This window comes from Nitratifractor salsuginis DSM 16511, from assembly GCF_000186245.1.
Taxonomy (GTDB): Bacteria; Campylobacterota; Campylobacteria; order Campylobacterales; family Sulfurovaceae; genus Nitratifractor; species Nitratifractor salsuginis.
On sequence record NC_014935.1, the window covers coordinates 1,810,655 to 1,830,922 of the forward strand.

Here is a 20,268-nt window from a genome sequence, read left to right on the forward strand (position 1 = left end):
AGGAGATCGAAAATGTTAAAAAGAATTATGGGAACGATGCTGCTGCTCGCCTCCACCCTGCTTATGGGGGCGGACAAAGTGGACAAGATCGTCATCGCCGGACCGGCGGCCAATGTGTCCCACCCCATTTTCCGGATGATCGAAAGCGGGGCGCTCAAGGATGTCGCCAAAAAGGTGGAGTTCAGACTCTGGAACAACCCCGATCAGCTTCGGGCGATGATCATCAACAAAGAGGTCGATTTCGTCGCCGTGCCCACCAATGTCGCCGCGATCCTCTACAACAAGAAGCAGCCCATTCAGATGCTCAACGTCTCCATCTGGGGAATCCTCCAAATCCTCGTGCGCGATCAAAAGATCGACAGCCTCGCCAAGCTCAAAGGGCAATCCCTCGTCGTGCCCTGGAGGGGAGATATGCCCGATATCGTGCTGCGAAGTGTGATGAAAAAAGAGGGCTTGAGCCAAAAGGATCTCAAGATCATCTACGTCTCCAACCCGATGGATGCCGCCCAGCAGCTCATTATGCGCCGCCAGGACAATGCCCTCCTGCCTGAACCGGCCGTTTCGATGGTGCTGCGCAAGACCCACTCTTTTCCCGTCAGCATCATCGCACCGGAGCTCTACCGGGGGATCGACCTGCAAAAAGAGTGGGGCAAAGCCTTCGGCGTCGAACCCAAAATCGCCCAGGCAGGGATGGCCGTCGTAGGGAAGATGCGCTCCAACAGCGAAATCGTGTCCAAATTTGAAAAGGCATACGAAGCGGCGATGGCGTGGTACAAAAAGCATCCCAAAGAGGCGGGAGATCTGGTGGTCAAATATACCAAGATGTTCACCCCCGAAGCGGTCGCCGACTCCATCGGTCACGTGAAGATGAAGGTGGTCCCGGCCAAAGCGGCCCGCAAAGATGTGGAGTTCTTCTTCGAAAAGCTCAAAGAGAACGATCCCAAGATCATCGGCGGAAAACTGCCCGATGAAGGATTCTATCGCTGATGGATGCCCTCAAGAAAATCATCAGAGACTTCCCCGCCTTCCTCTGGGGCGGGTGGGGAGCACTCGCCGCTATCTTCCTTTTTATCGCCCTGTGGGATCTGGGAAGCCAGCTCTACGGCGATATGATCCTCCCTTCACCTCTGCACTCTTTCCAGACCGTCGTGACACTTTTTCACAATGACGAATTTCTCGCCAACCTCTCTTTGACGATCGAACGTGTCGCCGTAGGTTTTGCCGTCTCCCTTGTCATCGGGACCCTCCTGGGGCTGCTGGCCGGCTTTTTCGTCACCGCCTCGATCACCAGCCGCCCCATCATCACCATTTTGATGGGGATGCCGCCGATCGCCTGGATCGTCCTGGCGATGATCTGGTTCGGAATGGGAAATATGACCGTGGAGTTCACCGTTATCGTCGCGTCGCTGCCGATCGTCTTCATCGGGGCCCTGCAGGGGACACGGACCCTCGAGGACAAGTTCGACGAAATGGCCGACACCTTCAAAGTCCCGAGGATGATGAAATTCACCGACATTTACCTGCCCCATATCTTCTCCTACATCTTCCCCGCCTGGGTCAGCGCCCTGGGAATGGCGTGGAAGATCGTCGTGATGGCGGAACTGCTGGCCGCCAGCGACGGGATTGGGGCGGCCCTGGCGATGGCAAGGAGCCAGCTCGATACCGATACGGCAATGGCGCTGGTGGTGATTATGATCGGATCGCTGATGATCGTGGAGTATATCTTCCTCGAACCGATCAAGCGGGAGGTGGAAAAATGGCGCGATTGAAACTGGAAAATGTCAGCTTCTCCTTCGGCTACAAGAAGATTCTCAAGGATATAAGTTTCGAGCTGAACGAGGGAGAAGTCCTCTCGGTGGTCGGCCCCAGCGGCGGAGGGAAGACCACGCTGCTTCGGCTCTGCGCCGGACTCCTGGACCGTCAGGAGGGGTGGATCGAAAACAGCTTCAAAAGCCAGGCGATCGCCTTTCAGGACCCGCGGCTCCTGCCCTGGAAGAATGTGATCGACAACATCTCCTTCGGGCTCAAAGCCAAGGGAATGCCCACCAAAGAGCGGATCGAACGGGCCGAAGAGATCGCCCTGAAATTCGATCTCGAAGCGGAAGATTTCGACAAATTTCCCAAGGAGCTCAGCGGAGGGATGAGCCAGAGGGTTAGCTTTGCCAGAGCGCTGGTGACCGAACCGGAGCTTCTCTTTCTCGATGAGCCTTTCTCGGCGCTGGATATCGGGCTCAAGCGGGAGCTGCAGAACCACATCATCGAAATGATCGCCCAAAAGAAGATCACCATCTTCTTCATCACCCACGACCTGATGGAAGCGATCCGCCTCAGTGACAAGATCCTGCTGCTCGAGCCCGATCCGGGGCGCATCGTCAAGAGCTACAGCTTCACCCTTCCCCAAAAAGAGCGCACGGATGAGTGGGTCTATGCCCAGACCGCCAAACTGCTCGCCGACCCCTATGTCATCGAGACCTTTGAACTGGAGTTTAAATAATGGCCGCTACCGAACATTACGCCTACTACCCCGAAGGGGATTTCCCCCCGTACCTGGCCTACGGATTCCGCCCCACCTTTTTGCTGATGGCTCCTTATATGATCCTCTCGATCCTCCTTTGGGCCCTGCACTACACGGGCTACATCCCTCTTCCTTTCCTCGGCGACGCGCTCAGCTGGCACATCTACGAGATGCTCTATGGAGTCGGCTTTCTGGGGATGGCGGCCTTTATCCTCACGGGAGCGCCTGAGCTCTACCCCGGCACCGTGCCGATCGTGGGCGAAACCCTGCGCCGCCTCTTCGGCCTCTGGATCCTGGGGCGTGTGGCCTTTTGGCTTTCGGGGTGGATCACCTTCTACCCTGCCGCACTCATCAATATCGCCCTCTTCGCCTGGCTGACCCTGCTGGTCATCAAACCCATCTTCCAAGACCCGGCCAAACGGCACGTCAGTATCGCCTACGCATTCGTCGCTGTGCAGGCAGCGCAGGTCTGGTTCTATCTCGCCGCGGCGGGCTGGGTCGGCACGCCGCCGCTGGAAGTGCTCAAAGTCGCCTTGGGGATCTTTCTGGTGCTCATCGTCCTTTCCATCCGCCGGGTCAATATCGAAGCGGTCAACGAGATCCTGGAGCACGAAGGGTACGAAGAGGTCTTCTTCGCCCGGCCGCCTGCCTATAACCTGACGATCTTTATGATCGCCCTCTTTACCGCCGTCGAATTCTTCTGGCCCCAGAACCGGGCTATCGGCTGGATCGCCCTGGGCACCGCCGCGGCAAGCCTGGCCATTCTGAACGATTTCATCGCCTACGACGAGACCAATCTCTTCAAAAAACGGCTCATCTTTTCGCTGACGCTGGTTCCTGTGAGTATGGCGGCGGGATTCGGATTGATCGGCTACAACTACTTGGCGGGATTACCCTGGTACAACGGCGATCTTCTCCATATGCTCACCTCCGGAACCTGGACGCTTTCCTTCTATCTCGTGATGGTGGTCATCACCATCGTCCATACCGGACGCGATATCGCCAAAGAACGGGATATTTGGATCTGCCTGAGCGTCGGGCTCATTCTCTTCTCGGCGATCCTGAGAACCGCCGTCACTTTCTACCCGGCGCAGGGAAGCCTCCTGATCCTCCTCTCGGCGATCGTCTGGGCGCTGCCTTTTATCCTCTATATCAAACGCTATTTCAAATGGCTCCTGAGCCCCAGAGCCGACGGGATCCCGGGATAAGGCAAAAAGGCACTATCCAAGCACTCTCTCGCCTCTCGTTCCCACGCTATGCGTGGGAATGCCTATCCCACTCAAATCTATCATAGGTAAGAGGCTAAAAGTATGTCCTCTGTATCAAGTATCGTATGGGGTTCTACGTTCAACGCGAGAACCAGAAAGAGAACCGTCTCAACTCTCAACGCTCAGCTCTCAACGCTAAACTCTCGCCCCTCATTTCCTCACATAGGTCAAGAAGCGCTCCGGCGACTCCTCTTTACAATAGACTTCGTGGCCGGCCTTTTGAAGCTCTTCGATCAGCGGTTCGGGCTTGAAATCGGACTCGATAGCGATCATTTCTCCCTCATTCAATCCTTTGAGCGCCATATGGGCTTCGGCCAGAGGGTTCTTTTGGGCATCCAGCAGTTCGTTGGCGTTGAGAGTCGCTTTGACCTCTCCATCAATCCACTCGGGTGCTTCACTCACACTTTCGCTCTCCGTAGCTACCCCTTCGGCATCGACGGGAGGCTGCCCCACCGCTTCGCGCAGCTTGTTGAGCAGATCGAGGGGCTCCATCCCGCCGACGATCGCCGCCTGGCGTACACCGGCGACTTTGGCCAGGGTGCGGCGCAGGACGGGGTTGTTGAGCTTTTTGAATTTAGGGTTGATGGCGATCAGTGTCTCCTTCATCCCCGGATAGTTGTTGAGCAGATCAGCGATCTTGGTCTCCATCGTAATCTCTTTCATCATCGACTCCTTCTTTTATTAATTTCTATTAATCAGGAGAATATTACTCCAGATTCAATAGTATACTACTTATTATTCCGATAAGAAAGCGTTAATCCAAGGAGCCTTTTTGCCTGCCGAATATCTTCTCTATGTCTTCCTGGCCTTTGTATTGTCCATTCTCTTTTCAATGGGTGGCGCCGGATCGGGGATTGCCCTGATCCCTATCCTGCACTTTTTGGGAGTCGATTTCAACGTCGCCAAGGCAGTCGGGCTCTTCGCCGGGGCCTCTACCACCATCACCTCCAGCGTGATGAACTTTCGGCGCAAAGCCCTGGATATCGCCCAACTCTGGCCTATGGCCCTGGGGATGCTGCTCTTCGCCCCGTTGGGAGCCTGGTTCAACCGCTTCGTCGATCAGGAGTTCGTCAAGGCGCTCTTCGTGCTTCTCCTGCTCTATAGCGCCACAATGATGATGTTCGGGAGGAAAAAGGCGCTGACCCATTTGCACTCCAAACCGCTCCTTCTGGCGGTGGGAAGCGGCGTGGGGCTCGTCTCCGGTCTGCTGGGGGTCGGCGGAGGAAACCTGCTCATCCCTCTCCTGATCCTCCTGGGATTCGAACCCCGCAAAGTGGCCGTGGCTGTCAGTTTCGTCGTTCCGTTCTCTGCACTGGGCTCTTTTTTCACCTACGCCAGCTACGTCCCCCTCGACTGGAGACTCCTGCTCCTCGTCGCCCTCGCCTCCGTCGTCGGAGGATACTTGGGGAACCACCTGATGCATTTCAAACTCAATCAGCAGCAGATCAAAAAGATTATGGCATTGATCCTTTATATTCTGGCCTTCAAAATGCTCTACGGGCTGCTCTAATCACTCAAGATATTTGGGCACACGAAGTCGCTTTAGCTTTCCAGGTTCTCCAGAAATTCGAGCAGACCCTCGATGATCCGATCCGGGCTCGGGGGACAGCCGGGGATATGATGGGCTACCGGCAGATGCTCCGAAGCGGGAGCGGTGACGGCGAAGGTGTGTTCGAAGGGTGCCTGCATCGCCGGGCAATCCCCCAGGGTGATGCACCATTTGGGCTCGGGGATCTGCTCCCAGGCATCCAGGACGTGGGGGAGCATATTGAAAGTCAGCACGCCGCTGAGCAGCATCAGGTCGGCATGCCGGGGCGACGCGACGAAATGAATCCCCAGACGCTCCAAATCGTAATAGGGATTGCTCAGGGCATTGCACTCCGCTTCGCAGGCGTTGCAGCTGCCGCTGTCCACCATCCGAATCGCCAGAGAACCGGCGAATTTGCGCTTGACCTCATCCCTGAGCCGCTTGCGCAGCTCCTTCATCCGCTCGTCAAACTCAGGATGCTCCGTCAAAACCCCGGTTTGGAATCGCTTTTGCCAATATTTCAGCATAATGCAGCCTCCGGCTGGGAGTCGTTGGTCGTCAATCGTCGATCGTTGGTTTGCGGGCTTTGCCCGCTCATAATTAATTGCGTTGTGAAACAACGCTTACCAAAATTCCTCACTCCTAACTCCTCATTCTTCACTCATTTATAGGTCATTTCCCGCATAGCTCAGATCGCAGCTCTTGTTGATCAGGGGGAAATCGGCGATGATATTACCCGGCATCATCAGGTGCAACGCCTGCCAATTGACGAAGCTGGGATCCCGGTAGAAAAAGCGACCGATCTTCCCGGCCTCGATCTCGATGCTCATATAGATCTCTCCCAGGGAACTTTCGACGAAGCTCTCGTAGAAGCCATCCTTCGCCTCACTCTCCAAAAGGGAGAAGTCTTCGCCGGATTCGGCACCCTTCTCCATCAACTCCCGCACGAAGCTTTGTATCAACGCCAAAGAGCTCTTGACTTCGGCGATACGGACTTTGAAACGGGCTGCGACATCTCCGCTCGTTTCCGTGGCCGCTGCGAAGCCCCTCTCCGTGTAAAAGGGATCGTCAGAACGCACATCCAGACTCAAACCGCTGGCACGGGCCATCACCCCCACACAACCGTAACGCTTGGCATCGTCGGCTTTCAGGATACCCGTGGTATCCATCCGGTCCCAGAGGGAGGGGATATCGACGATCCAATTCTCAAACCATCCGATCGCCTCCTCCATCCGCTGGGCAAAGCTCGAAATCTCCCCGAGATCCCAAGCCGGAAGCTCCCTGAAAAGCGCCTCGAAACCGAAGCGGCTTCTTGTGAGCCGGGCCATCAAGCGCCGTGCCTCTTCCGCCCGGGCGGAGCCCCAGGCCAGAGCTGCGCCGAAACCGGCATCGTTGGGGATGAAGCCCAGGTCGGTCCAGTGGTGGATAATCCGCTCCAGCTCCAGCAGCAGGGCGTGGCGCAGGCGAAGGGCTTCGGGCAGTTCCTGAGCTGTGGATTCTTCCACGATGTGCAGGAAGGCCGACTGGGCGGCGACACTTTCGTTGCCGCTGATCCGGCTGACGATAGGGGCGGCTTCGGCCAGGTTTTTGCCCTCCAGCATCTTTTCGATGCCCCGGTATTTGTAGAAGTGGCGCACCTCCTGGTGAAGCATATCTTCCCCCGCCTGGGAAAAATGAAAATGCCCCGGCTCAATGATCCCGGCGTGGATCGGTCCTACCGCCACTTCAAAGACTCCATCCCCGCCGATCGTTTCATAATGATAGGGGCGGTACTCCGCCGCTTCAAGAACCGTATGAACGTCAAAATCCCTGCGCATCGGGTAAACCCCCTCGGGCCAACGTTCGTGATGGACCAGAGGCCGGAAGTCGAAAGCCCCCTCGAAACGGATCCCGAAATCGTCGGCCGTCTTGCGCTCGAACCAGATCGCCGCCGGAAAACGGGGCATGATACTCGCCGCCACCGGCTGAGAGCGGGAAACCTGTTCACGGACCATCCCGTCATCGAAACGGGTCAGCAGTTCGAAGTTGTCGCCGCGATCGACGGCATAGCGGGCAATCAGACGTTTCATTGTGCAAAGCCTTTTTCAGTCGCAAGTCTCAGGCACGGGCCTTCGGCCCTCACGTCGCAAGTCAAATTCTCCATTCTCAATTCTCCATTCTCAATTCCAAAAGGCTCATCCGATTCCCTGGAGGAAGCTCATCGAAGAGGGAAGCAACAGCGCCGCCAGGCCCACCGCGAAGATCGCCAGGGCCAGTACTTCACTCGTGTAGACCTTTTTGGGGCTCTCCTCCCCCTCGTATTTCATCGACTGATAGATCTGCACAAAGCGGTAAAAGATCACCGAGAGTAGCACCAGTAGCAGGGCGATGGCCCCCAGCATCGCCAGGAGATGGTGGCTTGTTTTGGCATTGTCGATCATAGCACCGAAGCCGTAGAGTTCACTGAAGAACATCGGGCTGGGAGGGATCGAAATGATCGCCAGCATAAAGAGCCCCACCAGGAACCAGAAGAGCCGGCCCCGATTGCCGCTGTAGCCTTTGAGCGCCCCGGCGAAGTGGTAACGCCCGGTCGATTCCAGTACCCCCGTCGAAAGGAAAAGGGCCGGTTTGAGAAAGGCGTGGGCCCCGAAATGAAGCAGTGCGGCGAAGGTCCCCCCACTCACCCAGAAAAGGGCGATGAGGGCCATATGCTCGACCCCTGAGAGGCTGAAGAGGCGCATGAAATCCTTGGCCCGGAAAATCAAGAAAGAGACGATGAAGATCGTCAACAGCGTATAGATAAAGACGAAGATGAAGAGGTGGTCATAGTTGACCCGCTCGGCAATCTTCGAAAAACGGAAAAAGCCCGCCATCACCCCGCTCTCCAAAATCCCGCTAAACAAAGCCGCCACGGGGTAGAAGGAAGCCCGCTCGATATGGGCCAGCCAGAGGTTCATGGGGAAAAAGCCCATCTTGACGAACATCCCCAGAGCCGCCAACGCAAAGCCCATCTCGAAGAGGAAGGGAGAGGGGATCCTGTCGGCGTGGCTCAGGAGCGCATCGAAGAGCATCGCCTCCTCACCCAGGATCGGCTTGGCCGCCGCGTAGATGAGGATCACCCCAAACAGTACCAGCGAAATGGCGATGGCCCCGACGATCATATAGTTCCATGCCTCTTTATGGGCGGCGGGGCTGTGGTTGGTCTTGATCATATAGACCGTGGAGAGGGTCGCCATCTCCAGACCGATCCAGAAGATCCCCATATGGTTGGCCAGGATCGAAAGGGTCAAACCGATCCAGAAGAGCCCGAAGAACCGGTAGAAGCGGTAGAGGGCTTTTTGGGTGACCTTCACGTGTTTATCCAGGGTCAGCAGCGCCAAAGTCACCCCGATGCCGACCACGGATGAGACCAGCAGAATATAAGTGTTGAGATCGTCGGCCACCAAATAGTTGCCCCAGAGATGATAGGGTTTGGGCAGGCGGAAAAGTTCGATCACCGGCAGCAATACCGCAAAAGAGCTGATCGGCAGCAGTCGGCGCGCCCAGAGATTGTGGGAAAAGCTGGCGGCGAACATCAGGAAGGGGGGTAAGAGCAGGAAAAAGAGCATCATAATCCCTCTCCTCTACAAGACAACGGAGCTTTGATTCGATGGTGACAAAGGAGCACCCAACCCCGCAGGGGCGCCGCAGGCGTTTGCGACTGCCGGAGCTGTCGGGTCAAAGTGGAGTGATTTTGAAACAGTTGGAACGCTCTACAAACAATCATGACTCGGCCTCCTCACGATAGAGCAGCAGGTTGATCACCACAATGGCCATCAACAGATCGAAGAAGATCCCCAGCTCCACCAGCATCGGCATCCCGCCCGTGGCGGTGGTCCCCAGCAGGAAGAGGGCATTCTCCATACTCAAAAAGCCCACGATCTTGGGGGCGATGTTGCGGTGCTCGATCATCAGCAGCAGCGAAAGAAAGAGCGATGAGATACTGACCGCCACATAGTTAGCATTGCCCTGCACCATATGGCTGATGGGTTCGGCCAGATAGAAGGTAAAGACCAGAATCGCCGGCACCAGCATAATGGCATACTGGGTTTTGATGCTGGGAGGAACCTGACGCACCAACTGAAACTTCTGGCTGAGATACTTCAGAATGTAGGGAATCGCCAGGGCTTTGAGCAGGATCGTCAGCGTCCCGCTGATGAGCATCGCCCGGTCGCCAAGCTCGCTCCCCAGGACCAGAGCCAGCAGCCCCAGGGTCAACGAGTTGAGGGAATACCAAAACAGCAGCCGATAGAGCCGCGTGGTAAAGAGCGCCGTAATCAGTGTGGCCAAAAAAAGACCGATCAGAAAATCCACCATTTCAAGCCCCCAGTACGTAAAAGGTAATCAGCGACAAAAAGGCAAACACAATGGCGATCCCCAGCAGATCGGGCACCTTGAAAAGCCGCAGTTTGGCCGTATTGACTTCGATCAGCGCCACCGCCAAAGCCACGGCGAAGAGCTTGCCCACGAAGATCAGCAGGGCCAGAGGCCAGGCAGCCTCCATCCCGAAGGGCAAAAAGAGGGTTGCAAAAAGCGACGCGAAGATGACGAATTTCACCGAAGCCGCCGTCTCGATGATCGCCAGATAGATCCCGGTAATGTCCAGGATCATCGCTTCATGCACCATCGTCAACTCCAGGTGAGTTTCGGGATTGTCCACCGGGATGCGCCCGTTCTCGGCGATGAGCAGGATAAAGAAACTGATCGCTGCAAAGAGGTAGCTGGCCATATGCTCCCGGGGGAAATGCTGCGCCAGGTTCACCCCCGCCTGCCCCACTCCTAGGTCACCGGCCATCATCGAGACACTGAAGATGGTCAAAACCATCGCCGGCTCCACGAGAGCGGAGATGAAGGCTTCGCGGCTCGACCCCATCCCTCCGAAACTGCTGGCACTGTCCAGGCCCAGCAACATCAGGAAGAAGGTCGAAAGAGCCAGCAGCCCCGTGATGGTGAAGGCATCGACGAAACTGACGTAATAGGCCCCTTTCACCGCCGGGGGGAGATAAAAGAGGACGATCAGCAGCGGAGCGAGGACCAAAAAGGGCGCCACCCGGGTCATCACACTGGCTTCCCGGCTGAGCACCGTCTCTTTGCCAAGCAGTTTGGAAAAGTCCCGATAACCCTGCAGCAGCGAAACGGGCCGTTTGTAGAGCAGCCACATCTTGACCGCCTTGATAAAACTGAGCAGGATCGGGGCCAAAGCCAGTAAGAGCACTATTGTCACGAAATAGAGGATCATCGTTTCTCTCCGATAATGAGCACTTTGATCGAAATCACCATCACCACCGACTCCAGGGCGAAGGTAGCCCAGCTGAATTCGTGGGCGAAGATCCGGTAGCTGAAGAGCACCAGCAGCATCAGGTTGAAGATCATCGCCGCGTAACGGGTCTGCTCGAAGTGGGCCAGTCGGTAGATCCAGTAGCTGATCCGGTTCGCCAGCTTCGCCGTGCCGTCATAGAGAGAGCGCTCGAAAAGGGGTTTGACGTGCACTTCGTAGCTGGAGGCGTCGAATTTGCTTTCGTGCCCGGCCAGCGTCTCCTTGTGCAGGTGTTCCTCGGGCCGGTAGAGCCAGGTGAAGAAGCGGCGGATTGGTCCGGCGAAGCCGGTGGCCGAATATTGGGTCCGCGCCCCGGTGCGGTAACCGCAGGCCCAGGTACGGTGGAGCCGCTCTTTGACCCCCAGCATCCGATAAGCCCAGGCCAGAAGCAGCGTCACCCCCAGCAGGGAGATCAGAAGAAGGAGCGGAGAAACCACCCCGCCGTTGACCGCCACGGAGTGCATATGCCAAACGCCAAAGGGGAAGATGGCATCATAAGCCCCCACTTTTCCCTCGGCCACCAGCGCCCGGTCAAAGAGATGAATAAAAGCCGGAGCGAAGAGCATCAGGGCGATCACCACCCCCGCCATCGCCAGCATCCCAAAACGCATCAGGCCGTTAACCTCTTTGGCGTGTCGGGCGTTGGCACTGCGATGCAAACCCAAAAAGGTAATGCCGTAGGCTTTGACGAAGCAGGCGATGGCCAAGCCTCCGGTGAGCGCCAGGGCGAAAATGGCAAAGGGGATCGCCAGCTTGAGAGACATATTGGTGATGGTGTTGGAGCTGAGCAGCGATTGAAAAATCATCCATTCACTCAAAAAGCCGTTGGTCGGCGGCAGGGCCGAAATGGAGACCGAAGCCAACAAAAAGGTCAGGGCCGTGATCGGCATACTCTTGATGAGCCCGCCATAGGCTTCGATGTTTTTGGTATGGGTTTCGTGGAGCACACTCCCCGCCCCCATAAAGAGCAGAGATTTGAAACTCATATGGTTGAAGGTATGGAAAAGGGCCGCGATGAAGGCGAAGGTGCTCAGAATCCCCAGCTGCAGCGCGTCGAAGATCATCCCCATCCCGAAGCCGATCAGAATAATGCCGATATTCTCGATGGAATGATTGGCCAGCAGGGCTTTGATATCGTGCTCGCTCAGGGCGTAGAGCACCCCCACCAGGGAAGAGAGGGCCCCGATCACCAGGATCAGGATCCCCCACTCCAGCGGCCAGGGGTAGAGCACATCGAGCATAAAGCGGAACATCCCGTAGATCGCCACTTTGAGCATCACCCCGCTCATAAGCGCGGAGACGGGACTGGGGGCTGCCGGGTGGGCATAGGGGAGCCAGACATGCAGGGGCACTGCCCCGGCCTTGGAGAGAAAGCCCAGGATCAGGAAGAAGAAGAGCAGCGTCGGATAGGCGAAGTGGGCCGCAACCCCCTGCATCTGGGCAAAGTCCAGCTCCAGATTCCCGTCGGTGACCAGGAGGAAGAAGAGCAGCAGAAAGACGAAGCCGAAGTGGGTCATAAAGAAATAAAAACGCGCCGCAGGGATCGTTCCCTTCTCTTCGGGCTCCGTCAGGATCAACTGCCAGCTCGTCAGGCTCATCAATTCCCAAAAGAGCAGAAAGGTCAGAGCGTTGGCCGCCGTCACCACCCCCAGCATCGAGAGGATGAAACCGAAATAGTGGATCAGGTAGTGGGCTTTGCGCTCGATATGGGGCAGGTATCCCTGGGAGTAGAAGAGATTGGGCAGGGCTCCGAGGAGGATCAAAAAGACAAAGAGCAGCGACAGGGCATCAAGATGAAATGCAAAAGGCATTTTTTACTCCAAAATCAGACTTCATTGGCAAACGACTTCACGCCGAAAAAATCAAAACAACGAAACAACGAATAAACAATTAAACAATGATAATTTTTTGGGAAAGCGTCGCCGATGCGGCGCGAAAGAGGGCTTGCCCGGCGGAAGATCACCGGTGGGTAAGTCCTGATTTGGGGCGATTATACTCCGGAAAGCTTAAAATATTACTCTGCCATTAGAGGGAGCTGTCGAGTGAAAGCTCTGTCGGGAATAAGAATAAAATTTACCGGTCGATGATTTATTTGAAATTTCCGAAGACCAGGGGCGCTTTGAGATTCAGCTTTTTGACTGCGGCGATCACCTGCTGCAATTCGTCGATCTTCTTGCCGCTGACCCGGATCTCCTCCCCCTGGATGGAGGGAGTGACCTTGAGCTTGAGATCTTTGATCGCTTTGACGATCTGTTTCGCTTCATCCCGGTCGATGGAATCGACGATGCGGTAAATCACCTTGACGTTTCCGCCGCTGATCCCTTCTCTCTTGACCTCATCGAGGGATTTGGGCGAAAGCCCCCGCTTGATCATTTTGGAGAGGAGAATGTCTTTAAGGGCATCGATCTTCGAGTCGCTGGAGCTCACCAACGTCAGGGTCTTGGCCTTTTCATTGAGCTCGATATCGGTACTGATCCCTTTGAAATCGAAACGGGTACTCACCTCTTTTTTTGCCTGCTCGATGGCATTTTTCATCTCCATCATATCCAGCTTGGCGCTGATATCGAAATAATGCTCTTTCGCTTTCGCCATAAAAGCTCCTTTTATTGATCAGTCGTTAGTCATTGGAGTAGAGAGTTTTTCCCTATTCTCTCACAGTAGCGTTGCGTAGCAACGCAAACCAAAATTCCTCATTCCTAACTCCTCATTCCTCATTCGAGAAGTGACGAATGTCACTTCTCGATTCTTATCATCGTCACCTTCTCCTCCACCACATCCAGCTTCTTCAGCGCTTCGATCGCCTCTTTCATCTTGCGCTCTTCGCACTGGTGGGTGGTAAAGAGCAGCCGCACCCGGTCGGCCAGGCGGGAAGGCTTCTGAAGCATCGATTCGATGGAGATGCCGAACTCGCCCAGAGTGCTGGTGACCTTGGCCAAAACCCCCGGCTCGTCCAGCACTTTGAGCTTGAGGTAGTATTGGGTGACGATTGCTTCGGGCGGAACCAGGGGCAAGCCGCTCTCGAGACCCTTTTTATACCCCAGCATCGGGCCGCTGTTGCCCCGGACGATCTCCACGATATCGGCGATCACGGCACTGGCGGTCGCGTCACCCCCGGCACCGGGGCCGTAGAACATCGTCTCTCCGACCCGGTCACCCACCACGCTGACGGCGTTCATCACCCCATCGACTTTGGCGATCATACTCTTGGCGGGGATCATCGTGGCATGCACCCTCATCTCCACGCCCTTCTCGCCTTTCTTGGCGATTCCCAGCAGTTTGATCTCATAGCCGAATTCCCGGGCGAATTCCACATCGGTGGGGCTGATCTCTTCGATCCCTTCGATGATGATCTCTTCGGGCTTGGCGTCGATTCCGTAGGCGATGGAACCCAGGATCAGCAGCTTGTGCGCCGCGTCATAGCCCCCCACGTCGAAGGTGGGGTCGGCTTCGGCATAGCCGAGCTCCTGGGCCTCTTTGAGCACCTCCTCGTAGGCGACCCCTTCCTGGATCATCTTGGTGAGCATATAGTTGCAGGTGCCGTTCATGATCCCTTTGATCGACTCGATGTGATTGGCACTCAGGCCGTTGCGCAGAGCGCCGATGATGGGGATCCCTCCGGCGACACTCGCTTCGTAGAAGAGCGGAATCTCCCCGGCGATCTCCTGGAGCTCGTAGCGATGGTAAGCCAGGAGCGCTTTGTTGGCGGTGACCACCGGTTTTCCGGCTTCCAGAGCTTTGCGCACCAGCCGGTAGGGTTTTTCGATCCCGCCCATCAATTCCACGACGATATCCACATCGGCACTCTCGATCACTTCCCCGGGATCGTCGGTCAGGGGAATGCTGACATCGCGGGGCTTGTTCAAATCCCGCACCGCTCCCAGGACCGGTACGATCTTTTTGCCGGCGCGTGCTTCGATGATGTCGGCATTTTCCAGCAGAATCTTCGCGACACTCTCTCCGACGGTCCCTACACCCAATATCCCTATTTTTACCATAAAGCTACACTTCCTTCTTCACTTCTTTTTTCATCGTCTCGGTATCGTTCCCCGTCTTTTGCTGCCCCTTGAGCTCGGCAAGATAACGTTTGATGTTTTTGGCTGCCTGGCGGATCCGTTTTTCATTTTCGATCAGGGCGATGCGCACATACCGGTCTCCATACTCCCCGAACCCGATGCCGGGGCTCACGGCCACATGGGCCTTGAGCAGCAGCTCTTTGGAGAATTCCAGCGAACCCAGGTGCCGGGCACACTCGGGGATCCTGGCCCAGACGAACATACTCGCCCTGGGCTTGCCCACTTCCCAGCCCGCCTTGGCAAAGGCATCGACGAGCACATCCCGACGCTTCTGGTATTTGGGAATGACGATCTCTTCGACCAGGTGTTCGTATTCGTCCAGGGCCACCGTCGCTGCGACCTGGATCGGGGTGAACATCCCGTAGTCGAGCCAGGATTTGATCTTTTGCAGTGCGCCCACCAGTTTGGGATTGCCCACGATGAACCCGACCCGCCAGCCGGCCATATTGTAACTCTTGGAGAGGGTGAAACTCTCCACCGCCACATCCTTGGCCCCTTCGACCTGGAGGATCGAAGGGGTCTTGTACCCGTCGAAGGTAATATCGGCATAGGCGATATCGCTGATGATGTAGAAGCGCTCCCGCCTGGCGATCGCCACCAGCTTCTCGTAAAAGTCCAGCCCCACGGTGGCAGTGGTGGGGTTATGGGGGAAGTTGACCACCAGGAACTTGGGCTTGGGGACCGAATTTTTCAAAGCCCGCTCCAGATCGGAGAAGAAACGTTCCTCATCCACTTCGAAGCTCTCTTCATCGAAGGTCAGCTCCATCTTCTCCACATTGCCGCCGGCCAAGACAAAGGCGTAGGAGTGGATGGGATAGGTGGGATCGGGGACGATGGCCACATCGCCGGGGTTGGTGATCGCCTGCACCAGGTGGACATAGCCCTCTTTGCTCCCCATCGTCGCTACCGCTTCGGTCTCGGGGTCGAGGACCACATTGTATTTGCGCAGATACCAGTTGCAGATCGCCAGGCGGAGCTTGTAGATCCCCTTAGAAGCGCTGTAGCCGTGGGTGTGGGGTTTGCGGGCGCTTTCGACCAGCTTTTCGATCACCGGTTCGAAGGCGGGGCCGTCGGGATTGCCCATACTGAAATCGATCACATCGGCCCCGGCACGCCGCTCGGCCATCTTCAGCTCGTTGACCACGGCGAAGACATATTTGGGAAGCCGATTGATTTTGTTGAATTGAATTTCGTCAAACATTTTCGTTTACCATACCTTGCTTTTGTTGAGTCGTTGGAACTCTTCATGGGAAATCTCCCGCACCCCGCCCTTGGCGATCATAAAGAAGTGCCGTTTTCCGTCGTTGAGCTTGAGGGTATTTTTTCCCTTGAACTCCAATTTGCCGTGACCGGTCGCGAGGATATAGTCCCCTTTGGACGTATCGAAAGTGATATCCCCGGTCGCCACCTTTGCGGTGCGTTTCATGCTCCGCAACTCCGTATATCCCACCCAGACTTTGGATCGGGGGTGGAAAATCACCAGGGAATCGGTGACAGCCGCGGGTTTTTTGGCTTTCGGCTCAGGGATTTCGAGGGCCGCTTCCGCCGGCTGGGCCGCGGTCTCCGTCCTCTCCGCTGCCGAAGGATTCTCCTCGGCTTCTTTCTCGGAGGCCTCGGCCTGTTCCTGCCCCGCCGATGTGGAGGCGGCTTCCTTTCGGGAAGCGTTCTCCTCTTCATCCGCCCCCGCCGTCGCGGCGACGATCATCCGGGAGACATCGCTCAGGTTCCCCTCACCGTTTTCCTCGGGTGCCTGGGCGCTCTCCCGGCGCAACGCCTCGGCCTTGGCCTGCTCCTGCTTGACCTGGGTGATGATCTTCTCTTCTTCCTGAGCTTCGTCGCTCTTCCCGCTCTTCTGTTTTGCGGCCGTCTCCACCTTGGCGATCGTCAGAGGCTTGGCGGAGGAGTCGTTGCTCTCCGCATTCTGCGAATCGTTGCCCTCACTCCCGTTTTTCTCCGCCCAGGCCCCCTCGCTGACGGCCGTAGGGTTTTGCCCACTCTCGGCTCCACTCGGAGACTCCTGCGCAGCGGCGGGTTTACCCGTCCCGGGCTTCTCTTCTCCCAGCCATCCTTTCGTCATCGAGAGAACCGAATCAAAAAAACCGCTCCTGGGTTCGGAAGCGGAGGCCACATCGGATTTCCCGGCGGGAGCTGCCGCCATATACTTCCAGGCACCGTAGGCCAGGGCCAGCAGGACGAGGACCAGCAGGGCTTTATAGAGTACGCCCGATCCCTCTTTCTCCACCGGCGACACCACCAGGGCATCGGGTTCCCGTGCCGGGGCATGCTCCTCGTAATAGGCCCGACACTCTTCTCTGAGTTTACCGAGATCGGCGTGATATTCCCGCTCGAGGATCGAAATGAACCCCAGAGCCTGAACCTTTTGCAGACGGCTCCAGTCCCGATCGATCAGCGCCTGCAGGTTTTCGACGGAGATCCGGGTCTTCCGGCTGATGGTAGGGAGGGTATTCTCTTCGATAATATCATTCAACTGCATAACTCATCCTGTGTATCATAATGGCTGCCGCGGCGCTGACATTGAGGGAGTCGAAGGGCCGCTTCATCCGAATCGCCACCGTTTCGTCGAGACGCTCTCGGGCCTTTTTGGAGATCCCCCGCTCTTCGCTTCCCAGCACCAGGGTCCGCTTCCGGTCAAAGAGTTTCTCTTCGATCGGCTCACCCTCCATCGACGCACCGTAGAGGCGGTGGCCGGCCTGTTTGAGCTCGTGGAGCACATCCAGGATATTGCGGTGCAGGGCAAAGGGCATCTCCAGCAACGCCCCGCTGCTGGTACGGGTGACCGCCGAGAAGTTGAGCTGGCCGATCCCGGTCGCCACGATCCCGTCCACTCCCAGCGCATAGGCGCTTCGGACGATCGCGCCGATATTCCCCGCATCGGTCAGGGTGTCGAGCACCAGGACGAAATCTCCCTCTTTGACCTCGGCCAGGCTGGCCGGCCGGTAGTCTTCGATCTCGGCCAGGAGCCCCTGATGATTCCCTCCCCGGCTGAGCTGCTGGGCCCATCGGTTTTCGATAAAGGTGATCTTGTCGCCGTATTTCTCAAAGAGATCCTGAGGCAAGACCCCTTTTTTGGCGATGTAGATTTTGTGTACCTGTTCGGGGTGCCGTCGCAGTGCGTGCAGCACTACCTGTTTTCCATAAATAATCATAGGGGATTTTACCATTTTTTCCGAAAGCAAGGCCTTTCCACCGCGAAAGGGGAGCGGGTCACTTCTTTTGACACAACTCCTGATACCACTGGGAAACGCTCCCTCCCAGGAGCTTGGCCAGGAGCTTCGCCTTGACTTTGGGGGGAAGGTCCATGCTCCGGATATCTTCCTGATAGAGCGCCGGTGCCGAATCTTTCGCCCCGGCGATGATCACCACCCACTCCCCCCGGAAGGCGTTCTCCGCCCGCAACCGCTCCAGCAATACCCGGGCCGACCCGCGATAATAGCGCTGGTGCTTTTTGCTCAACTCCTTGGCGGCGAAGAGCTCCCGATCGGGGTCACGGGAGACGATCTCTTCGAGAAGGCGTTCCAGACGATGGGGCGCTTCATAGAGCACACTGTCCCAAGGGGAGCGGAGCAACTCCTCCAAAGCCTCTCTGCGCTCCCTCCCCTTGTGGGGCAAAAAACCGTAGAAGAGAAAACGGCCCGACTCGAAACCGCTCGCGGCATAGGCGACGGTGACGGCGCTGGGGCCCGGCAGGACATCGTAGGCGATCTCCCGTTCCTGGCAGTAGCGTACCAGAAGCTGGCCGGGATCGGAGATCGCCGGCATCCCCGCATCACTGACATAGACGACATTTTCCGCTTCCAGCCGTGTGCCCACCTCATCCAGGCGCGCCGGCCCGTTGTGTTCGTTAAACGAGAGAAAATCGGCTTCGGGAAGTCGTTCCATCAGTCCCCGTTTATGAAGCAGTTCGAGCAAATGTCGAGTGACACGGGTATCTTCACAGAGAAAGAGGGTTGCAGATTCAAAAACGGAAAGGGAACGGTAGGTAATATCCTGGAGGTTTCCCAGGGGAGTGGGGACAAAGGTCAACATAGCAACGCCCCCGCAGGGACGAATGTCTTAGGAGAGCTTGTACTTGTTGCGGAACTTCTCGACGCGACCGGTGGCATCGACGATCTTTTCCGAACCGGTATAGAAGGGGTGGCACTGATTACAAATGTCGATGGAGAGCTCCGGCTTGGTGGAGCGAATATCGAACTCGTTGCCGCAGGCGCAGGTGACGTGACAATCTACATACTTAGGATGAATATCTTTTTTCATCGGAAATACCTTTTAAAAATATTTGGATGATGGGCAACCAACCCATTCCGGTATGCAGAAGCATACCCTTCCGCTGCCGAAGGCAGGGGTCGCTGCAACGCATTTCGCGAGACAACTCTCCCATTCATGTCGCCATGCATGGGGAAAATCAGGGCGTAATTATATCCGGTATCTTTTAAAAAAAGCTGAGTCCCTATCCCAGAAGCAGCCGGGCCGCCGCGGCGCAAACGGCCGTTTCGCTCCGCAGGATCGTCGGCGTCTCCAAGCCGAAGATGCGCTCTTCGGAAAAGAGAGCACGCTCTTCGGGGGTAAAGCCCCCTTCACACCCTACCACGATCGAACGCTCTGTCCAATCCCCTCCGCAGGGCAGCCTCCGATCGGAAAAATCCAGGAGCATCGCCTCGGGATGACGCTCGAGGAATGCCTCCAGACTCTCCGCCGTTTCCAGCCGCATCAGTTCGCTGCGCCCGCACTGCTGGGAAGAGTTGATCAAAATCCGTTCCAGACGCTCAAAATCGGGCTCGAACTGCCGCTGACTCCGCTCACATCGAACAAAGGTGATACCGAAGACCCCCATCTCATTGAGCGCCGGCAGGGTTTTCTCCACATTCCGGGGATCGATTTGGCACCAACCCAGATGAAGCTTTCTGTTCAGTACTATTTTTAAATCCCGGCAGGAGACCAGCGCGATCCTGGCCCGACGGCGGTCCAGCGTCTCGGTCCGGTAAGTATAGAGGCAATCATCCCGCATATTCCTCAAATGAAGCGGATCTTCGCTGCGAAGACGGCGGACCTTGAAGAGGTAGCGGTAGGATTCCCCCTCGAGCAGAAGTTGCGAAGCGCCCGCCTCGGGATGATAGAGGAATTGCATCGAGGGTTATTTAAGGAAGATACTCACGAGAATCGTGGCGACGACGGCCAGGATCTCCAGCAGGACGATCAGGGTGTGGAACCCCAATCCGTCCTTTTCTTCCAACCAGAGTCGGCGCAGACGTATCGCCCGATAACCGTCCAGCATAGGAAGCAGGATCATCACACCCAGCATCACGAGAATCGGGAGGCTCACCGGCCGTCCAGCGAAGATCCAGACGATCAAACCGCTGAAAACCGTCATCGCCCAAAAGGCCCAGAAGGCGAAATAACCGATCCGGGTATAGAAGATTCTGCGGGCTGGATGGCCCCGAAGGATCCAGGGCAGCACGAGATTCAGCAAAAGGACCAGTAGGAGCCCTTCGACCAAGGTCCGGTGATAGGAGATGAGCAGATCCATACGG

At 56.6% G+C, this 20,268-nt stretch carries 21 protein-coding genes; 5 read left to right on the forward strand and 16 right to left on the reverse strand.

Annotated features, from left to right (window positions below):
- Positions 1–12: 12 nt before the first annotated feature.
- Genes NITSA_RS09265 through NITSA_RS09280 form a run of 4 tightly spaced genes read left to right on the forward strand, consistent with a single transcriptional unit; the run spans position 13 to position 3,723 of the window.
- Entirely contained in the window at positions 13–987 is a 975-nt protein-coding gene (locus tag NITSA_RS09265) for an ABC transporter substrate-binding protein (protein ID WP_013554767.1), read from the forward strand.
- Positions 987–1,769, forward strand: a complete 783-nt coding sequence (locus NITSA_RS09270) for an ABC transporter permease (protein ID WP_013554768.1) — start codon at positions 987–989, stop codon at positions 1,767–1,769. The genes NITSA_RS09265 and NITSA_RS09270 overlap by 1 nt, the downstream gene beginning before the upstream one ends.
- Positions 1,757–2,494, forward strand: coding sequence for an ABC transporter ATP-binding protein (locus NITSA_RS09275; RefSeq protein ID WP_013554769.1), 738 nt, complete (start codon positions 1,757–1,759; stop codon positions 2,492–2,494). Before NITSA_RS09270 ends, NITSA_RS09275 begins: the two co-directional genes overlap by 13 nt.
- Positions 2,494–3,723, forward strand: coding sequence for an NnrS family protein (locus NITSA_RS09280; RefSeq protein WP_013554770.1), 1,230 nt, complete (start codon positions 2,494–2,496; stop codon positions 3,721–3,723). The genes NITSA_RS09275 and NITSA_RS09280 overlap by 1 nt, the downstream gene beginning before the upstream one ends.
- Before the next feature lie 210 nt (positions 3,724–3,933).
- On the opposite strand, the gene NITSA_RS09285 is transcribed toward NITSA_RS09280, so the two are convergent.
- Positions 3,934–4,449, reverse strand: coding sequence for a DUF1858 domain-containing protein (locus NITSA_RS09285; protein ID WP_245526298.1), 516 nt, complete (start codon positions 4,447–4,449; stop codon positions 3,934–3,936).
- Positions 4,450–4,555: 106 nt separating this feature from the next.
- Between NITSA_RS09285 and NITSA_RS09290 the strand changes: the two genes are divergently transcribed.
- Positions 4,556–5,293 (forward strand): sulfite exporter TauE/SafE family protein, encoded by a 738-nt coding sequence (locus NITSA_RS09290; RefSeq protein WP_013554772.1) that lies wholly within the window; start codon positions 4,556–4,558, stop codon positions 5,291–5,293.
- A 32-nt stretch (positions 5,294–5,325) separates the two neighbouring features.
- On the opposite strand, the gene NITSA_RS09295 is transcribed toward NITSA_RS09290, so the two are convergent.
- From NITSA_RS09295 to NITSA_RS09365, 15 genes are all read right to left on the reverse strand, one after another.
- Positions 5,326–5,838, reverse strand: a complete 513-nt coding sequence (locus NITSA_RS09295) for an NADH-quinone oxidoreductase subunit B family protein (protein ID WP_013554773.1) — start codon at positions 5,836–5,838, stop codon at positions 5,326–5,328.
- Between the two features lie 138 nt (positions 5,839–5,976).
- Positions 5,977–7,380 carry a hydrogenase large subunit gene (locus NITSA_RS09300; protein WP_013554774.1) on the reverse strand — a complete coding sequence of 468 codons (1,404 nt, stop codon included), beginning with the start codon at positions 7,378–7,380 and terminating at the stop codon, positions 5,977–5,979.
- Positions 7,381–7,485: 105 nt separating this feature from the next.
- Positions 7,486–8,901 (reverse strand): proton-conducting transporter transmembrane domain-containing protein, encoded by a 1,416-nt coding sequence (locus NITSA_RS09305; protein ID WP_148224975.1) that lies wholly within the window; start codon positions 8,899–8,901, stop codon positions 7,486–7,488.
- Between the two features lie 151 nt (positions 8,902–9,052).
- Positions 9,053–9,646 (reverse strand): hydrogenase, encoded by a 594-nt coding sequence (locus NITSA_RS09310; protein WP_013554776.1) that lies wholly within the window; start codon positions 9,644–9,646, stop codon positions 9,053–9,055.
- A gap of 1 nt (position 9,647) precedes the next feature.
- Positions 9,648–10,568: a respiratory chain complex I subunit 1 family protein gene (locus tag NITSA_RS09315; RefSeq protein ID WP_013554777.1), complete on the reverse strand. Its 921-nt coding sequence runs from the start codon at positions 10,566–10,568 to the stop codon at positions 9,648–9,650.
- On the reverse strand, positions 10,565–12,457 hold the full coding sequence (locus tag NITSA_RS09320; RefSeq protein ID WP_013554778.1) for a proton-conducting transporter transmembrane domain-containing protein: 1,893 nt from the start codon (positions 12,455–12,457) through the stop codon (positions 10,565–10,567). Before NITSA_RS09320 ends, NITSA_RS09315 begins: the two co-directional genes overlap by 4 nt.
- Before the next feature lie 277 nt (positions 12,458–12,734).
- Positions 12,735–13,238, reverse strand: coding sequence for a YajQ family cyclic di-GMP-binding protein (locus NITSA_RS09325; protein WP_013554779.1), 504 nt, complete (start codon positions 13,236–13,238; stop codon positions 12,735–12,737).
- Between the two features lie 140 nt (positions 13,239–13,378).
- On the reverse strand, positions 13,379–14,641 hold the full coding sequence (locus tag NITSA_RS09330) for a homoserine dehydrogenase (RefSeq protein WP_013554780.1): 1,263 nt from the start codon (positions 14,639–14,641) through the stop codon (positions 13,379–13,381).
- A 4-nt stretch (positions 14,642–14,645) separates the two neighbouring features.
- On the reverse strand, positions 14,646–15,920 hold the full coding sequence (locus NITSA_RS09335; protein WP_013554781.1) for an LL-diaminopimelate aminotransferase: 1,275 nt from the start codon (positions 15,918–15,920) through the stop codon (positions 14,646–14,648).
- Positions 15,921–15,926: 6 nt separating this feature from the next.
- Complete coding sequence (locus NITSA_RS09340; protein ID WP_013554782.1) at positions 15,927–17,213, reverse strand: hypothetical protein; 1,287 nt, start codon at positions 17,211–17,213, stop codon at positions 15,927–15,929.
- A complete protein-coding gene (rlmB, locus tag NITSA_RS09345; RefSeq protein WP_042204419.1) occupies positions 17,200–17,886 on the reverse strand; it encodes a 23S rRNA (guanosine(2251)-2'-O)-methyltransferase RlmB in 687 nt (228 codons plus the stop codon). Before rlmB ends, NITSA_RS09340 begins: the two co-directional genes overlap by 14 nt.
- 58 nt (positions 17,887–17,944) lie before the next feature.
- Positions 17,945–18,766: a 16S rRNA (cytidine(1402)-2'-O)-methyltransferase gene (gene rsmI / locus NITSA_RS09350; RefSeq protein ID WP_013554784.1), complete on the reverse strand. Its 822-nt coding sequence runs from the start codon at positions 18,764–18,766 to the stop codon at positions 17,945–17,947.
- Between the two features lie 27 nt (positions 18,767–18,793).
- Complete coding sequence (gene rpmE / locus NITSA_RS09355; protein WP_013554785.1) at positions 18,794–18,994, reverse strand: 50S ribosomal protein L31; 201 nt, start codon at positions 18,992–18,994, stop codon at positions 18,794–18,796.
- A gap of 193 nt (positions 18,995–19,187) precedes the next feature.
- Entirely contained in the window at positions 19,188–19,865 is a 678-nt protein-coding gene (locus tag NITSA_RS09360) for a 16S rRNA (uracil(1498)-N(3))-methyltransferase (RefSeq protein WP_013554786.1), read from the reverse strand.
- A 6-nt stretch (positions 19,866–19,871) separates the two neighbouring features.
- Positions 19,872–20,264: a hypothetical protein gene (locus tag NITSA_RS09365; RefSeq protein ID WP_013554787.1), complete on the reverse strand. Its 393-nt coding sequence runs from the start codon at positions 20,262–20,264 to the stop codon at positions 19,872–19,874.
- Positions 20,265–20,268: the final 4 nt, after the last annotated feature.

Coding starts and splice junctions, on each gene's coding strand:
- NITSA_RS09305 (WP_148224975.1), bottom strand. CDS start 8,901: ATGATGCTCTTTTTCCTGCTCTTACCCCCCTTCCTGATGTTCGCCGCC.
- NITSA_RS09295 (WP_013554773.1), bottom strand. CDS start 5,838: ATGCTGAAATATTGGCAAAAGCGATTCCAAACCGGGGTTTTGACGGAG.
- NITSA_RS09270 (WP_013554768.1), top strand. CDS start 987: ATGGATGCCCTCAAGAAAATCATCAGAGACTTCCCCGCCTTCCTCTGG.
- NITSA_RS09340 (WP_013554782.1), bottom strand. CDS start 17,213: ATGCAGTTGAATGATATTATCGAAGAGAATACCCTCCCTACCATCAGC.
- NITSA_RS09365 (WP_013554787.1), bottom strand. CDS start 20,264: ATGGATCTGCTCATCTCCTATCACCGGACCTTGGTCGAAGGGCTCCTA.
- NITSA_RS09360 (WP_013554786.1), bottom strand. CDS start 19,865: ATGCAATTCCTCTATCATCCCGAGGCGGGCGCTTCGCAACTTCTGCTC.
- NITSA_RS09265 (WP_013554767.1), top strand. CDS start 13: ATGTTAAAAAGAATTATGGGAACGATGCTGCTGCTCGCCTCCACCCTG.
- NITSA_RS09275 (WP_013554769.1), top strand. CDS start 1,757: ATGGCGCGATTGAAACTGGAAAATGTCAGCTTCTCCTTCGGCTACAAG.
- NITSA_RS09325 (WP_013554779.1), bottom strand. CDS start 13,238: ATGGCGAAAGCGAAAGAGCATTATTTCGATATCAGCGCCAAGCTGGAT.
- NITSA_RS09330 (WP_013554780.1), bottom strand. CDS start 14,641: ATGGTAAAAATAGGGATATTGGGTGTAGGGACCGTCGGAGAGAGTGTC.
- NITSA_RS09320 (WP_013554778.1), bottom strand. CDS start 12,457: ATGCCTTTTGCATTTCATCTTGATGCCCTGTCGCTGCTCTTTGTCTTT.
- rsmI (WP_013554784.1), bottom strand. CDS start 18,766: ATGTTGACCTTTGTCCCCACTCCCCTGGGAAACCTCCAGGATATTACC.
- NITSA_RS09335 (WP_013554781.1), bottom strand. CDS start 15,920: ATGTTTGACGAAATTCAATTCAACAAAATCAATCGGCTTCCCAAATAT.
- NITSA_RS09285 (WP_245526298.1), bottom strand. CDS start 4,449: ATGATGAAAGAGATTACGATGGAGACCAAGATCGCTGATCTGCTCAAC.
- NITSA_RS09315 (WP_013554777.1), bottom strand. CDS start 10,568: ATGATCCTCTATTTCGTGACAATAGTGCTCTTACTGGCTTTGGCCCCG.
- rpmE (WP_013554785.1), bottom strand. CDS start 18,994: ATGAAAAAAGATATTCATCCTAAGTATGTAGATTGTCACGTCACCTGC.
- NITSA_RS09280 (WP_013554770.1), top strand. CDS start 2,494: ATGGCCGCTACCGAACATTACGCCTACTACCCCGAAGGGGATTTCCCC.
- NITSA_RS09310 (WP_013554776.1), bottom strand. CDS start 9,646: ATGGTGGATTTTCTGATCGGTCTTTTTTTGGCCACACTGATTACGGCG.
- NITSA_RS09300 (WP_013554774.1), bottom strand. CDS start 7,380: ATGAAACGTCTGATTGCCCGCTATGCCGTCGATCGCGGCGACAACTTC.
- rlmB (WP_042204419.1), bottom strand. CDS start 17,886: ATGATTATTTATGGAAAACAGGTAGTGCTGCACGCACTGCGACGGCAC.